The 15,692-nt window shown below is 48.9% G+C and carries 15 protein-coding genes; 10 read left to right on the top strand and 5 right to left on the bottom strand.

From position 1 onward, the window contains the following. Together KDK19_RS16170 and KDK19_RS16165 are read right to left on the bottom strand one after the other, a co-directional pair. Positions 1–251 (bottom strand): F-box protein (locus tag KDK19_RS16170; RefSeq protein ID WP_257292364.1); only part of this gene is annotated, 251 nt, incomplete at its 3' end. A gap of 240 nt (positions 252–491) precedes the next feature. Continuing rightward, positions 492–2,030: an F-box/WD40 repeat-containing protein gene (locus KDK19_RS16165; RefSeq protein ID WP_257280924.1), complete on the bottom strand. Its 1,539-nt coding sequence runs from the start codon at positions 2,028–2,030 to the stop codon at positions 492–494. A gap of 227 nt (positions 2,031–2,257) precedes the next feature. Here KDK19_RS16165 and sigZ point away from each other — a divergent pair, with 227 nt between their 5' ends. The 4 genes from sigZ to ggt all read left to right on the top strand — a co-directional run bounded on the left by sigZ (position 2,258) and on the right by ggt (position 6,382). After that, positions 2,258–2,809: an RNA polymerase sigma factor SigZ gene (gene sigZ / locus KDK19_RS16160; protein WP_257292363.1), complete on the top strand. Its 552-nt coding sequence runs from the start codon at positions 2,258–2,260 to the stop codon at positions 2,807–2,809. A 124-nt stretch (positions 2,810–2,933) separates the two neighbouring features. Continuing rightward, a complete protein-coding gene (locus KDK19_RS16155; RefSeq protein WP_257292362.1) occupies positions 2,934–3,695 on the top strand; it encodes a glutathione S-transferase family protein in 762 nt (253 codons plus the stop codon). A 122-nt stretch (positions 3,696–3,817) separates the two neighbouring features. After that, complete coding sequence (locus tag KDK19_RS16150) at positions 3,818–4,513, top strand: class I SAM-dependent methyltransferase (protein ID WP_257292361.1); 696 nt, start codon at positions 3,818–3,820, stop codon at positions 4,511–4,513. 102 nt (positions 4,514–4,615) lie between these two features. Continuing rightward, complete coding sequence (gene ggt / locus KDK19_RS16145; RefSeq protein WP_257292360.1) at positions 4,616–6,382, top strand: gamma-glutamyltransferase; 1,767 nt, start codon at positions 4,616–4,618, stop codon at positions 6,380–6,382. 824 nt (positions 6,383–7,206) lie between these two features. On the opposite strand, the gene KDK19_RS16140 is transcribed toward ggt, so the two are convergent. Next, positions 7,207–8,916: a sugar phosphorylase gene (locus KDK19_RS16140; protein WP_257280930.1), complete on the bottom strand. Its 1,710-nt coding sequence runs from the start codon at positions 8,914–8,916 to the stop codon at positions 7,207–7,209. Positions 8,917–9,074: 158 nt separating this feature from the next. On the opposite strand from KDK19_RS16140, the gene galU reads away from it, so the two are divergent. The 6 genes from galU to KDK19_RS16110 all read left to right on the top strand — a co-directional run bounded on the left by galU (position 9,075) and on the right by KDK19_RS16110 (position 13,666). Then, positions 9,075–9,905, top strand: a complete 831-nt coding sequence (gene galU / locus KDK19_RS16135; protein WP_257252468.1) for a UTP--glucose-1-phosphate uridylyltransferase GalU — start codon at positions 9,075–9,077, stop codon at positions 9,903–9,905. Between the two features lie 4 nt (positions 9,906–9,909). Beyond that, positions 9,910–10,803, top strand: a complete 894-nt coding sequence (locus tag KDK19_RS16130) for a mannosyl-3-phosphoglycerate phosphatase (protein ID WP_257292359.1) — start codon at positions 9,910–9,912, stop codon at positions 10,801–10,803. A 60-nt stretch (positions 10,804–10,863) separates the two neighbouring features. Further along, a complete protein-coding gene (locus KDK19_RS16125) occupies positions 10,864–12,075 on the top strand; it encodes a glycosyl transferase (RefSeq protein ID WP_257252472.1) in 1,212 nt (403 codons plus the stop codon). A 111-nt stretch (positions 12,076–12,186) separates the two neighbouring features. Then, positions 12,187–12,630 carry a hypothetical protein gene (locus KDK19_RS16120; protein ID WP_257252473.1) on the top strand — a complete coding sequence of 148 codons (444 nt, stop codon included), beginning with the start codon at positions 12,187–12,189 and terminating at the stop codon, positions 12,628–12,630. 68 nt (positions 12,631–12,698) lie between these two features. Next, positions 12,699–13,148, top strand: coding sequence for a DUF411 domain-containing protein (locus KDK19_RS16115; protein WP_257280932.1), 450 nt, complete (start codon positions 12,699–12,701; stop codon positions 13,146–13,148). A 113-nt stretch (positions 13,149–13,261) separates the two neighbouring features. Next, positions 13,262–13,666, top strand: a complete 405-nt coding sequence (locus KDK19_RS16110; protein ID WP_257252476.1) for a hypothetical protein — start codon at positions 13,262–13,264, stop codon at positions 13,664–13,666. A 152-nt stretch (positions 13,667–13,818) separates the two neighbouring features. On the opposite strand, the gene cueR is transcribed toward KDK19_RS16110, so the two are convergent. Beyond that, positions 13,819–14,238, bottom strand: a complete 420-nt coding sequence (gene cueR / locus KDK19_RS16105; RefSeq protein WP_257252478.1) for a Cu(I)-responsive transcriptional regulator — start codon at positions 14,236–14,238, stop codon at positions 13,819–13,821. 3 nt (positions 14,239–14,241) lie between these two features. After that, positions 14,242–15,692 (bottom strand): copper-translocating P-type ATPase (locus KDK19_RS16100; protein WP_257292358.1); only part of this gene is annotated, 1,451 nt, incomplete at its 5' end.

Genomic DNA, 15,692 nt, shown 5'->3' with positions numbered 1-15,692 from the left:
TTATCTTCTTTAATAAAATCGCGAAGATATCTGCACACCTTGGCTAAACGGGTAATCTCTCGAAAACCCAAATAGCGAATAAGCACAGATTCTAGTTCAACGGGCAAATCGAGTAATAAACATTGATTGTTGTTATAGACACTCACTTCTCTGCCTGCAATAACACCCGTTAGTGCTTCCTCCATTTGAAGTGGTTCAGGTGTTGGCGGGAGTAAATTGTCAATGCTGGAATTGTTGTTCATTGGTCCCATGCCTGATTCCTTTATGGCTGCAAAGTCAATGTGTATCCTTGCTTGGAAAGGACATTCAAAATTGATGAGTTCTATTAGAGTCGGTTTTATCAGAGAAGTTCAAAACATTGAGGTCAGTGGAACTCTGGAAAAGAAGAGTCGTTTGAGAAACAGTTCCTACAAAAAACCACTAACCGCTGTCCAAGGTCATTTCTGCAAAAAACACTGCTAATGGTCACCTGTCGTTAGCGGGCTTTACGCTCATTCGATCATCAGCCGCCCACTCCTTAATTCAGTGATTCTCACTGTTTTATCATCACTGGCGGTCAAGACATTTCGACTATCAGGGCTGAAGCTGGCTGACCTGACCGTTTTCTTGTGTTCGATGGTGGCTTTTTCGAGCCATGATCCATCGGCCTGCAGACCATAAATTTTCGCCGTGTTATCTTCACTGGCGGTTACCACATGGAGGCAATCGGCGCTGAAGTTAGCTGTGGTGACCACCCCCTTGTGGTCAATGCGGGCTATTTCTTGCCACGATGCACCGGCCTGGCTACAGATTTGCGCCGTAAAATCAAAACTTGTGGTCACCACATGGCGGCCATCGGTACTGAAATCAGCTGAGGTGACTTCATCATAATGATCAATCTCGAATATTTCTTCCCATGATCCATCGGCTTCAAGGTCACAGATTTTCGCCGTGCGATCCCCACTAGCCGTTACCAGATGGAGGCTATCGGCACTAAAGTTGGCAGAGAGCACCCAACGGTTGTGTGGAATGGTGTCTTTTTGCACCCATGATCCATCGGCCGCCTGGCCATAGATTTTTGCGGAGCAGCGTCCACCGCAGAGCAACAGGTGAAGGCCATCGCAGCTGAACTTGGCAGAAACGAACCCGGCTTTACGAATAACGTCCACTGGTTGTTGCCATGACCCATTGTCCCCGCGACGAGTGATTTTCACAGAATAATTGTAATCGGTGGTCACCACATAAAGGCCATCAGCACTGAAGGTGGCTGAATTGACCGCACCATCATGGGAAATGCAGGCTTGTTGTTCCCATGTGCCATCGTCTTCCAGACCATAGATTTTCGCTGTGTGATCCTGACTGGCGGTGACCAGATAGCGGCCATCGGGGCTGAAGATGGCTGAATGGACCCAATGATTATGGGTAATGACGGCTTTTTCTTGCCATGATCCATCGGTCTTCCGACCATAGATTTTCGCTGTTCCATCGTGACTGGCGGTTGCCAGATGTTGGCCATCGTTGCTGAAAGTGGCATTTAAGACTTTATCACCATGGGTAATTTCGAGTTTTTCCACTAACTCAAATTTTTTACACAGAGACATCAGTTTACCGTTGGTGAAAAATAACTGAGCAGGAAAATGAATATTCTTTTGTTGTTTTATGAGCGACACGATGGTGTCCTCATTTGCAAACGGCTTCAGCCAATCGCGGAGTTGGTGCTCATCTTTTGTCTTAAGGATGGTCTTTAGTTGATATTGCTGTGGCGAAGGAAACCGGCGAATCCATGCTCTTTCCAGAGCTTTATCTTGTTTAACAAGATCGCGAAAATAGCTGCATACCTTTGCTAAACGGGTAATCTCTCGAAAACTCAAACAGCGAATAATCTGTAAATGTATTAATTCGGGCAAGTAGAAGAATGGAGCGTTATTGTTGTAATAAGGAGTAACGTCCCTACCTGCACTGACACCCGTTGGTGCTTCCTCCAGTTGAGCTTGCACAGGTATTGGCAAGAGTGCTACGTCTATGCTCGAACTGCTTTTCACAGGGTCCATGCCCGATTCCTCCATGGCTCCAAATTCAGTATTTATCCTTGCTTGGGAAGGACATTCAAAATTGATCCGTTCTGTTAGACTCGGCTTTAAAGCGGAAGTTCAAAATATTGAGGTCAGTGGAACCAAGATTATTGATAGCTCCTGCAAATGTTTGTTTTTATCAGCTTTCCGGACACGCAAAGCGTTATCGAATAAAAAACCAACCTTTTGAACAGGAGCTGACTGTTATGCAAAGTCACTGGCAGGAGCATAAAGCTCAGCTGCAACACTATATAGCCCGTGAAGTGAGCGAACCATCGGCAGTGGATGACATTCTGCAGAACGTCTATCTGAAAGCGCATAGCCAGATTCAGACACTGAAATCAGAAGACAGAGTGGCTGGCTGGTTATATCGGATTGCCCATAATGCCGTCATGGATTACTACCGCCAGCAAAAGCCCTGGGATGAGTTGCCAGACGACCTTGCCGCCGCGGAAGAAGATGATGCAGAAAAGAGTCATCAGGAACTGGCCCGCTGTCTGGTGCCTATTATGGATGAGCTGCCCGAGAAGTACCGGATTCCCCTGCGGATGTCAGAGCTGGAAGGCATGAGCCAAAAACAGGTGGCAGTAGCCCTGGGCTTGTCAGTGTCCGGTGCCAAGAGCCGAATCCAACGTGGCCGGGTTCAGCTGAGAGAACGTTTCACTGCCTGCTGCGATATTGAAATCGGCCGGGGCGGTGTGACCGACTACCAGCCTAAAAAACCGGCTGTGAAGATTGCTGAGAGCAACCAACAGTGAAGAAAACATGTTTAAGAGAAAAAATTAATTTTTTTGCGTCCTTTTTTCATACCTCACGTCTTTATAAACGACGACGAACTAACAGGCCGGTCTGACTGGCTATCGCTGGATCGAGGTATAAAACATGTTGAAAGTCATCAGCTTTAAAATCTGCCCATTCGTGCAACGCATTACCGGAATACTGGAAGCGAAGAACATTCCCTATGACATCGAGTACATCAGCCTGAGCGAAAAGCCCCAGTGGTTTGTGGATATTTCTCCAAACGGTCAGGTACCCGTACTGGTCACTGAGAATGGCGTGGCCCTGTTTGAATCCGATGCCATCGCTGAATATCTGGAAGAAGCTTATCCCGCATTGCAGCCTGGCTTGAGTGCAGAGCAGAAAGCACTGAATCGCGCCTGGAGCTACCTCGGCAGTAAGCAGTATCTGGTCCAGTGCGCTGCCCAGAGTAGTCAGGATGCTCCGACTCTGATCAAGCGCGCCGGGAAGCTCGCCAGTGCCTTTGCCAAAGTGGAGAAGGTTTTGGGTGAGCACCTATTCTTCAAAAGTGATTCACTGAGCATGGTCGATCTGGCGTGGCTGCCCGTGTTGCATCGAGCTCATCTCATTCAAGAAAACACGGGCTATGACTTCCTGACTTTTTATCCCAAAACTAAAGCATGGCAAAAAAGTCTGCTGGCTACCGGACTGGCCGAAAAGAGTGTCGCCGAAGACTTTGATGAAAAGTTCACAGGCTTTTATCTGTCTGGGGAGACCTTTCTGGGCCGCTGTGAACAGGGAGGGGATTGCAACGCCTCTAATCTCGAAGAGTGCTGCATAGAAGGGGACTGCTGCAAGACAAAAGCCGTGACTTGTAGGAATTCTGGCAGTAGCTGCGGGTGTTAAGCGTCTGCTTTGGATGGATGGCCTGTTCGAATAGCATTTATGGGTGTTTTTTCGGATAGTTGGCATGGCTTTTCCTGATACCCTTTTGACCACTGAAAACAAACATTTGAGAGGGTGTAAGGATGAGCAAAATGTACGAGCAGTTCGCCAGGGACTACGAGAAAGCCATTGTCGATAATATTTACAATGGCAATCTGGAGCGTCCGTCTTTAATTGCTATGTTGCCTGAACTCGCCGGGAAAAATGTTCTTGATCTGGGGTGTGGGCCGGGTGTCTACGCAGAGTATTTGCTCAATCAGGGTGCATCGGTGACGGCAGTTGATGTCTCGCAGGAAATGATTAAGATCGTCATAGAGAAGTTGGGTGATAAGGTTCAAGCTTATCCGCAGGATCTCTCCCGGGGGCTGCCGGAAGAAAAAGATGCCAGCTATGACATCATTATTTGTCCTCTGACTGTGCATTACATTGAAGACGTCAGCTTGTTGTTCGGTGACGTTAAGCGCCTGCTGAAACAGGGAGGCGTATTTATTTTTTCTACCCATCACCCGGTAGTGGATTTAGAAGTGTCACCTTCAGGCAACTACTTTCAAAAAGAGCTGGTCACGGAAGAGTGGGATACGGTGGGTCATCTTGTCGAAGTAAGCTTCTACCGTCGCTCATTGACAGAGTGGTTTGAGAGCCTGGCTTCAGTGGGTCTCTGTGTTACTCAGCTGTCAGAAGGAAAACCGACAGAGCGCATGAAGTCTCTCTGTGCTGAAAGTTATAAAAGGTTATCCACAACGCCTCACTTTATTTTCTTTAAGTGTGAAGTCAGGTAAGCACCTTTTTATACCCTTCAACTCCAAAAGCCATTGCACATTTGAGCTAACACTGAAACCATTGGCCGACCTGATAAAAATTAATTTAAAGGAAGTCTTGCTATGTCTGGGGGAGTTTTCAGACGGTGCGTTATCACCGCCAGTCTTTTAGTTGCTTGCTTTAGCCTGCAGGCAATGGTCGTGAATATGAGTGATGATCTTGCTCCGGAGGCTGCAACAGGATTTCAACAAAAGAATCTGGTAAAAGCCAGCAAACATATGGTGGTGGCGGCCAATCCGCTGGCTGCACAGGCAGGTGACGAAGTCCTCAAAAGAGGCGGTTCGGCAGCAGATGCGGCGATTGCTGTTCAACTGGTGCTGAATCTGGTTGAGCCGCAGTCGTCCGGTATTGGCGGAGGCGCCTTTACCCTCTACTTCGATGCCCAAAAGAACCGTCTGATCACTCTGGATGGCCGGGAAACAGCCCCTGCGAAGGCGACACCGACCTTATTTCTGGACAACAATGGCAAGCCGTTGCAATTTTATGATGCCGTGGTGGGGGGGCGCTCGGTAGGTACGCCAGGTACTGTCAAGCTTCTGGAAGAGATGCACCAGCGATATGGCAAACGTCCATGGTCTGAGCTTTTCCAACCGGCCATTAAACTGGCTGAGAAAGGCTTTATCGTTTCTCCCAGACTGGCCAGCCTGATAGCCAAAGATCAAAAAAGACTCAGCCGTTATCCGGGTACTCGCCAATACTTTTTTGATAAAAAAGGACAGCCACTTCAGGCGGGTACTGTTCTAAAAAATCCCGAGTTTGCCAGGACACTCAGGCTTATTGCCAGCAAGGGCTCAAAAGCCTTCTATGAGGGGGAGTTGGCGGAAAGAGTTGTCAGAACAGTCAGAGAGGCCAGGGGTAACCCCGGAGTGCTGTCAAAAAAAGATCTGAAAAACTATCAGGTAAAAGAGCGAACGCCGGTGTGCTCGGCCTATCGTCAGTACTCTGTCTGTGGGATGGGTCCTCCCAGCTCAGGCGCAACCACAGTGGGACAAATTCTGGGCATTCTGCAGTCTTATGATCTGGCCAGCCTCGGGTCGGATAATCCGGAGTCCTGGCGTCTGTTTGCCGGTGCTTCAAGACTGGCTTTTGCCGACAGGGCCCGTTATCTGGCTGACAGTGACTATGTTCCCGTGCCTGTCCGGGGACTTCTGGATAGTCAATATCTGGCAGGCCGAGCCAAACAGCTTCAGTCAGATCAAGCCCTGAAGACCGTTAAAGCGGGTAAACCCATCTGGCAGCATGCTTCACTTCGGGCGGATGATCAGTCCATTGAACTGCCTTCTACCAGCCATATTTCCATTGTCGATGCCGAGGGTAATGCGCTGTCCATGACGACGACGATTGAAAACGGTTTCGGTTCCCGTTTGATGGTGGGCGGATTCCTGCTGAATAATGAAATGACTGACTTTTCTTTTGCCAGTCATGAGGATGGTACGCCCATTGCCAATCGTGTTGAACCTGGTAAAAGACCAAGGTCTTCTATGGCTCCCACGATTGTTATGAATAAAAAGGGTCAGCCTTACATGGTGATTGGCTCACCCGGCGGCAGTCGTATCATTAGTTATGTTGCCAAAACCCTGATAGCCCATATTGACTGGGGAATGGATATCCAGAAAGCCATTGCTCTGCCTCATAAGCTGAATCCGTCTGGCGTTTATGAGCTTGAGCAGGATACCGAAGCAGAGCGTCTGAAGCCTGCATTGGAAAAGCTCGGCTATTCCATCAAGGTGCGGGAACTCAACAGTGGCCTGCATGGCATTGTGATCACGGAAAAAGGCCTTGAGGGCGGTGCTGACCCCCGTCGTGAGGGGGTGGCGATGGGCATTTGAATGCTATTTGCAGCCATTATTGAGGCCAGGGCTAAACAAAAAAAAGCGTAGCCGGTATAAGACGTGTGCGGAACTGGTGAAATTTTGAATGGTATTACTCGACACCTACATTGATCCTCAATTCGCGTAAGACCCACCAAAACAGGTGGGGGATGTCAGCGAGGCTTGCGGAGAGCCAACCCGTGAACTACCTTTCCTCTGTCTCTTTTAGACTTACCTTGGAGCTTACGTGATGTTAGGTCTGCGGAGTCTGTGAGACTTGGGGAGTTTAGGGCTGGGCGCCCCCGGCTAGGCGCCCTCGCTTGTTCCCCGAGCAACAAACTGTGAAACAGGAGCCTGTTGGGTGACTAATTGGAATCGCCTGCCTGTTTAGTTACGCATCGTGCACGTCTGGCAAAGGTCATGATATGTTTGTAACTCTTATTCCACCAGTGTTTGGAGTTCTTGCACCATCAACATATTTTCGCCCACCCTATCTGGTCTGGGGCAATTATCCGATACAGAGTCAGCAGCAAATAAGTTTTTGTAACAGATTTGATTGGCTGGATCAGTGCTCCGGAATTTTTATTCACGGAATTAAATTTACAACGAGCGCGGGTGATGTTTTCTGGGGGTTTGATTCATACTTGTTCCGTGAGCATGTGCTACTGGATTGGCTAGTGAATATTATTCCATTAGCGTCCTTTTCTTATGGGTTCTAATGTCCAATGATTGCTATCAGCTCTCGTCAGGGGGCTCGTCCGCTGTATAACCAGTACCCATGAAAACTTCACAATCCAAATCATCGGCACAGGTGAAATCATTGCTCTTTCAGATAGCCATTTTCAGCCTCCCAGCCACAATACCTGATAAGGCTTGAGTTGAAGGTCCTGTACCACGGCACCGCCCAGTAAATCGAACCAGCCGACATAGTCTGGCTGGTTCAATGTTTGATGAGCCGATGTCAGGTTGTGTATAGCCACCAGTTTCCGGCGGCCACAGGGCGATGTACGCATGAATGCAAAAATGCCCGGTTCCATATTCAGAATGGTTTGTGAGGCATTGGGATGAAAGCAGGGTTCCTGTTTACGAACTCTGAGATGACTCAGCAGCGATTGGAACACCAGCGACGGTATTGAAACAGGGCTTTCCAAGTCTGGCAATAATTCTTCCAGTAACCACCTGCGACGATTGATAGAGCGGGTTCTGCCGCTGCTCTCTACGCCTGCCAGATCATTAGGCGTGGCAAACAGACTGTGTATATACATAGCAGGTATTCCGCGCATCCCCAGCATGATGAGCTGAGAGCAAATAAATCGCTGTACCTGCCACTGATCCTCGCCTCGTCTGGTCCCTTTCATGGCATCAAACAGGGCAATATTGATCTCATAAGGTGATTCCGTATTGTCTGAAAGGGTGCGCATACTGACGAACCCCCCAAAACGGTGCATGCTGTCGATCAGCTCTGAAACTTCATTCTCCGGGATCAACCCCTTCAGCGGACGCAGGCCTATGCCATCATGGGATGCAGTAAAGTTCAGGACGGTGCAACTCTCTGGATAATCAGGCAGGTCACTGGCCCATTGCACAAGGTATTTCTCAGTGCCCCGATTGAGTGCGTGCAGTATCAGGGGCGGCAGAGCAAATTGATACACCATGTGAGCCTCGTCCTGTTCCCCGAAATAACTGATGTTCTCTTCATGAGGGACATTGGTTTCGGTCAGAAGTGTGCTGCCGGGGCAGGCTTTCTCCATGATCAGTCGGAACAGTTTCACGATAGCATGGGTCTCGGGCAGGCTTATGCAATGAGTGCCCGGTTTCTTCCACAGAAAAGCGACGGCATCCAGCCTTATGACTCTGGAGCCGCGGGCCAGATAAAAGAGCAGGATATCCACCATCTGGATCAGCACATCGGGATTTTTAAAATTCAGATCCATCTGATCTTCACTGAAAGTGGCCCAGACGTGCTTCAGCCCTCGTCTTGTATGAATAGGCACCAGCAGGGGGGAGTTCCTTGGGCGGGTCACTGCACTGAGGTCTGTATCCGGATCTTCTTCAATAAAGTAATCCCGGCCGGGCTGATGGCCACTGACAAAGTCGGCAAACCAGAGACTTTCCCGGGATACATGGTTAATGACCAGGTCCGACATCAGCTGATAGTCAGCGGCGATGGCTTCAATATCCTGCCAGCTGCCCAGCTGTTCGTTGACCGACAGGTAATCAATCACAGAAAAACCATCATCCGAGCTAAAGGGAAAGTAGGGAAGAATATGAAGGGTATTAATAACCCCGTTCAGATGGCCATCAAGAAATCGCTTCAAGACCTGAAGAGGAGGCTGGCCAGTGTTGTCATAGAGGGTGTCGCCATAGGTGATCAGAAAGATATCCTGTTCTGACCAGCCTGAGACTGTTTGGGGAGGATTTTCATGGAGATGATGCTGAACCCGACGGACAATTCTGGCGGCTATCTCGCCCGCTTCCTGTCCGTAAGGGAGAATCAAAAGCTGAGTCATGGCCTGATGAAAAGCATCGAAGGCTTTAGGATAACTTTGCACGATACATCTTCCCCTTTGGCAATGTTTTTTAGTGCTATGCCTTCTTTGCAGCAGGAGTCATGCCACTATGGGAGGTCGGCGGGTGGTTTTCTGAGTTGGCACGACTTCTGCTTCAAGTCTGACGAGATGGAAAACTTCTCAACAAGACGAGCAATAATATGATTAAAAAGTGTCTGTTTCCTGTAGCAGGGTATGGAACCCGCTTTCTACCTGCCACCAAGTCTATGCCCAAAGAGATGCTGCCTATTGTTGATAAACCCCTGATTCAATATGGCGTGGAAGAAGCCATGCTGGCAGGTCTGACTGACCTGGGGTTTGTGAATGGCAGAAACAAGCGAGCGATTCCTGATCATTTTGATATCAACTATGAGCTGGAAGCCGAAATAGCCGGCAGCGGCAAAGAAGAAAAACTTTCGACGATTCGCGAAGTGATGGCGGCCTGTACTTTTTCCTATACTCGTCAGAATCAGATGCAGGGTCTTGGACATGCCATTCTCTGCGGAAGAACCCTGATGGGTGACCAGCCTTTTGGTGTAGTGCTGGCCGACGACCTTTGTGTTAACGACGGTGGTCCATTAGTGATGTCGCAGCTGGTCAATCTCTACAAACAATTTCGTTGCACCATTGTGGCTGTTCAGGAAGTGCCCGAATCCGAAGTCGATAAGTATGGAGTGATTGCCGGTGAAGCCCTGAGTGATAACCTGATCCGTGTAACCGATATGGTGGAAAAACCAGACCCTTCAGAAGCACCCAGTAATCTGGCAGTGATTGGACGATATGTCCTGACGCCGGATATTTTCGACATCATTGAGCATACTGAACCCGGAATAAACGGTGAAGTGCAGTTGACTGACGCCATTCTGACTCAGGCCAGACAAGGCTGTGTCATCGCCTGTAAGTTTGAGGGTGAACGCTTTGATTGTGGCAGCGTCAGTGGTTTTGTCGAGGCCACCAATGCCATCTACCAAAAACGCCTGGACAGAGTTTAAGCCGATGTTCAACAGCAAAAAGGCGATGAAGAAGCTGGTGATATTTTCCGATCTGGATGGCACTCTGCTCGATCATGACAGCTACAGCTGGGCAGCGGCCAAACCTGCCCTGGATCGTTTGAAAAAGCAAAATATTCCGGTTGTTTTCAATACCAGCAAAACCCTCAGTGAGGTGTTGCCTCTGCAATTGGAAATGGCTCTGGATCATCCATTTATTACCGAAAATGGAATGATTACCACCATCCCGGCTAACTACTTTCAGTCGTCTGATACTGACAAGAATACCCATTACTTCCATGGACAGCCCTATAGGGCGATCCGCAGGGTGTTGAAACAGTTTCGCGAACACTATGGCTTTCGGTTCAGGGGCTTTGGTGACTGCAGTCATAGTGAAATTGCCGATCTCTCCGGGCTCAGTCTGGAGGAGGCTAAACTGGCTGCAGACCGAAAAGCCAGTGAACCTCTGATCTGGGAAGACAGTGCTCAGGCATTAGAGCTGTTTGAAAAGCAGCTTACCAAAGAGGGTCTGCACCTGACCCGGGGAGGGCGCTTCTATCATGTATCCGGCAAGGGAGATAAAGGTTCAGCGGCGAAGAAGCTTTTCAAACATTACCTGAAGAGTTTCCCTGACTGGCAGTGGTTATCCATGGGGCTGGGCGACAGCTTCAACGACCTGCCCATGCTGGAAGTAGTGGATATTCCTGTTCTTGTGCGTTCTGAAAAAAGTAAACAGCCCGCTATAGAACATCTGTCTGATATTAAATACACAAAATCAGTGGGGCCTGAAGGTTGGAATGAAGCGGTATTGGAGATTCTGAACTCTGTTCAAGAAGGTCATCAGCCGGTCTGCTCCGAACAAGACAGCTCTTTACAAGACAGCTCTTTACAAGAAGTCTGAGCTCAGCTGCAGAGTATGATCAAGGTGCAAAAGCGATAACGAGAAGAAGGGAAACGATTTATGGGCGATTTTTACCAGAATGGCACTATCACCAATTTCCATAATTTAAGAGTACGTTCGGTTGAGGATATGGAGCAGGAGCTGCAGGCCTTTTCTCGACAGCGCCCTATGTCTCTGGTCTTACCTTCGCTGTTCTCCGAGTTGCAGGGGCCAGCCCTGAAAAATATTGTACAGGAACTCAGTCAGGTTCCTTATCTTTCCGAGATTGTCATTGGCCTGGATAGGGCCAGCGAAAAAGAATATACCTATTCAAGAGACTTTTTTGCCCAGCTGAATCAACACCACCGTATTCTATGGCAGGATGGTCCCAGACTTCGTGACATTGACCGTCTGCTTGAAAGTAAAGGGTTAGCCCCTAAAGAGGCTGGAAAAGGAAGAAACGTCTGGTACTGCTATGGCTATGTGCTGGCTTCAGCCAAATCAGAAGCCGTAGCCCTGCACGACTGTGACATCGTGACCTACCAGAGAGATCTGCTGGCCAGACTGCTCTACCCGGTAGCCAATCCTGCGTTTAGCTATGATTTTTGCAAGGGCTATTACGCAAGAGTAGCTGACAACAAACTCAATGGCAGGGTCAGCCGTTTGCTGGTAACGCCACTCCTGCGTGCCCTGAAGAAAATTCTCGGCCCTATGGAATACCTGGAATACCTCGACAGTTTCCGTTATCCCCTGGCCGGTGAATTTTCCATGCGAACCAGTGTTTTCAATGACATCCGGATTCCCAGCGACTGGGGTCTGGAAATAGGAGTACTCTCAGAAGTTAAGAGAAACTATTCCAATAAACGACTGTGTCAGGTAGATATTGCTGATGTGTATGATCATAAACATCAGCCTCTCTCAGAAGAAGATCGTAATTCCGGTCTTTCCAAAATGAGCCACGATATCATCAAGGCCGTCTTCAGAAAGTTGGCGACCAATGGGGTTCAGTTCAATACTGAAACCTTCCGCACGATCAAAGCAACTTATTACCGGGTAGCACTGGATTTCATTGAGTCTTATTACGATGATGCGATGATGAATGGCCTGCACGTCGATCGTGATTCAGAAGAGCGAGCAGTGGAGCTCTTTGCCAGAAATATCATGGCGGCTGGGCAACACTTTCTGGAAAATCCGATGGAAAGACCCTTTATTCCCAGCTGGAACCGGGTGATGTCTGCCGTCCCTGATATTTTGGAGCGCCTCTACGATGCAGTAGAAGAAGACAATGCCTGATTAAAGTACACAGCCAGTTTCACACCGTTCCTTATTCAGCTTTTCATGTATTGACCTTCCAGTTACTGGATGGTTTAAGTTGAAAAGCTGAACCATAACCTCTTGAATCTTATGTCCATCCTACACCTGAACCTGAAACACAGGCAGAACATTGGTATGACAATGATTGCCCTGCTAATGTTTTTGCTGTTGCAGGTTTGCCTGATGGAGTCGTCACAGGCTATGGTTACAGATCACTCAGACATGTCCATGATGATGTCAGCCGATGTTGTCGGCATGGCTGACGATTTGTCCGCGGATCATGACTGTTGTACTCCTTCCCCGGCAGAACATCTGCAGAAAGCGAATCAGGTCTGTCCAGACTGCGACTCTGAGGATCACTATATCCCGTTTTCTCACCCGGACAGTAAGCCGACTTTTACCCTTCTCTATATTGTTGCAGAGTTGATCTTGCTGGACTCTGAACCGTTGCAGGACTGGATTTCTGCGCCCCCATCTTCGGTATACCGCTCCCAACCTGAGATCTATCTGGCCAATGTCTCTTTTTTGGAATAGCTATTATTAAACATCGTCGTTTAATAAGTTGAATTTTTGAAAAACTACGAAAGTAGGGGAGTGAGACAATGAAAAAGCTGAAAGCCCTGTTCCTGGGAACTGCTGTTTTAATGTCGTCTATACTGGCCAAGGCGGAGGAGTCATTGCCGACAGTCATGCTCTACAAAACCCCAGCCTGTGGCTGCTGCACAGAGTGGGCAAAACATATGGAAGAAAATGGCTTTAAGGTCATGTCCCATGATGTGCCGGGCACAGCCACCTATCGTGCCAAGGCCGGAATTCCGAAAGGAATGGAGTCTTGCCACACAGCCTTTATCGGTGATTATGCCTTTGAAGGTCATGTCCCGGCTGCGGACATCAAGCGCTTGCTGACTGAAAAGCCTGATGGTGTGAACGGTCTGACTGTTCCGGGTATGCCTATGGGGTCGCCAGGCATGGAGTACGGAGACCTCAAAGATCCTTATAAGGTGATCGGTTTCAGTAGTGATGGAAAGATGAGTGTATTTGCCACTCATTAATCATGGCACGATCCAAAGAAGCTCTTTCATGAGCTTCTTTAGGAGCGAGTTTCAGCTCTCCTTTCAACTGCTATTCTCAACTCTCAAACAAAAAACCAGACAGGACAAGTAGTATGAGCCTTGAGGCAAGAGTCACGGTATTGGAAGAACATCGGGAGCAATCGGACAAGGTGCTCGCTGGCATGGAAGGCAAAATCTCCCTGCTTCTGAGGAAACAGGAGGGGATGCAGAAAGAGATGGACGGCCGCTTTAGTGGCATGCAGAAAGAGATGGACAGCCGCTTTAATGGCATGCAGAAAGAGATGGACAGTCGCTTCAGTAAGCAAGATCAGGTGCTTGCCGGCATGAATCAGGTACTTGCTGGCATGAATCAAGTGCTTACTGGCTTTGAAGGCACAGTGGCCTTGGTTCTGAAGGAACAAGAATGGATGAAGGAGGAATTAGCTGACCATAGCAGGCGTTTTGACAAAGTTGAAGAGCTGCTGATCCAGATCGTCAACAACCTTGCCAGCAAGTAAGTAGCCTCTCGTTCCCACTCTCTTCGTGGGAACTCCCGCCTGCCATTGTCCTGGTCGTGCTTTTATGCCCTGTGGGTACCAGGCGCTTCTGTGAGATCGGTGCAAACTGAACATAAAACACCGACATTCTCATGACTTCAACTCCGATAGCTTTATGCACCATCTATATCAGGATTCGTTTCTTTTCCCTTGATCAATCGATCAATGATAGGGCAATCCGGCAGATCATCCCCATGACAGCATTGGGTGAGCTGTTGCAGGCTGTCACGAATCACCTGCAGTTGGCTGATCTTAGCCTCAACATCGACCATTTTTTTCAGAGCCAGTGATTTTACATCAGCACTTTTACGATGGTTGTCGTTGTACAGATCCAGAAGGTCCGAGCACTCTTTCAGAGTAAAGCCCAGCTCTCTGGCGTGACTGATAAAAGACAGTTCTCGTAAATGGGATTCATTATAATTACGGTAACCGTTATCGAGACGGTGGGCCGGTGAGATCAGCTTCAGACTTTCATAGTAGCGAATGGTTTTGGCGGTCAGCCCGGTGGCCTGTGCTGCTTTGGAAATATTCATGGTTCAGACCTCCCTGGCAGTTGGCTTGAACCGTCTCAGACGGTTGGCGTTACTGACGACTGTGACGGATGACAGAGCCATGGCTGCTCCTGCAACGACAGGGTTAAGCAACATCCCTGTGAAAGGGTAAAACACTCCGGCAGCAATCGGGATGCCAAGAGAGTTATAAACAAAGGCGCCGAACAGGTTCTGTTTAATGTTTCCGAGGGTTGCCCTGGAGAGCTCGACGGCATCGGCCAGTCCATGGAGTGAAGAGCGAATCAGGGTGATATCTGCCGATTCAATGGCAACATCAGTACCCGTGCCAATGGCAAAGCCAACGTCAGCGCGGGCAAGGGCCGGGGCGTCGTTTATGCCGTCACCTGTCATACCGACCCTGTGTCCTTGATCCTGCAACTCTCTGATATACCTTTCCTTGTCTTCAGGCATGGCTTCGGCCCTGAAATCATCAATGCCTACCTGTTGTGCGACGGCTGCGGCAGTCAGTGTGTTATCACCCGTCAGCATTATGACCTTGATGCCCAGCTTATGCAGTCTGTCGATAGCTGCTTTGGAGTCTTTTTTTACCGGGTCGGCGACCGCTATCAGTCCCGCCAGTTGGTTATCAACAGCCAGAAAAATGGGGGTTTTACCCTGATTAGCCAATGACTCTGATGTTGAGGTCAGAAGCATGACATCAATGCCATTGGCAGCCATGAGATTTTCATTACCCAGCAGTACCGACTTTTTTTGAACACGCCCGGTCACCCCTTGTCCGGTTACCGCATGAAAATCGGATACGGGTGAAAGTGACAACGATTTTTGTTTGGCAGAATTAACAATAGCGTCAGCCAGAGGGTGTTCCGATGCACTCTCAATACTGGCGGCTATCTGCAGAATTCTGTTCTTTTCTTCTTCGGTGTCCGCTGTAATGCAGATCTGTTCGATCACCTTGGGAACGCCTTCGGTGATGGTGCCTGTTTTATCCACCACTATGGTTGTCAATTGACTGGCCTGCTGCAAAGAGTCTCCTTTGCGAATCAGCATTCCAAGCTCAGCTGCCTTGCCGACACCGGCCATGACCGACATGGGAGTAGCCAGACCCAGGGCACAGGGGCAGGCGATAATCAGAACCGTGGTGGCTACCACCAGCGCGTGAGCCAATGTCGGCGCGGGTCCAAAAAAGAACCAGACCGAAGCTGCCAGAAGAGCAATAACCATCACAACAGGTACAAATATGGATGATATCTGATCAGCCATCCGGGCAATGGGCATCTTTGAACTTTGGGCTTTTTTTACCAGGGCAATGATATGGGCCAGAGCGGTTTCGCTGCCAACCTTTTCTGCCTTGAATAGCAAACTGCCATTTTTATTCAAGGTGCCTGCTGATACTTCGTCGTCGGGTGTTTTTTTCACAGCCAATGGTTCGCCTGTGAGCATGGATTCATCCACCAGACTGGTGCCTTCAGTTACGA

Source organism: Endozoicomonas sp. ONNA1, from assembly GCF_024606325.1.
Taxonomy (GTDB): Bacteria; Pseudomonadota; Gammaproteobacteria; order Pseudomonadales; family Endozoicomonadaceae; genus Endozoicomonas_A.
The sequence above is the reverse complement of the archived record's forward strand: the minus strand, read 5'-3'. Positions and strand labels throughout refer to the sequence as shown.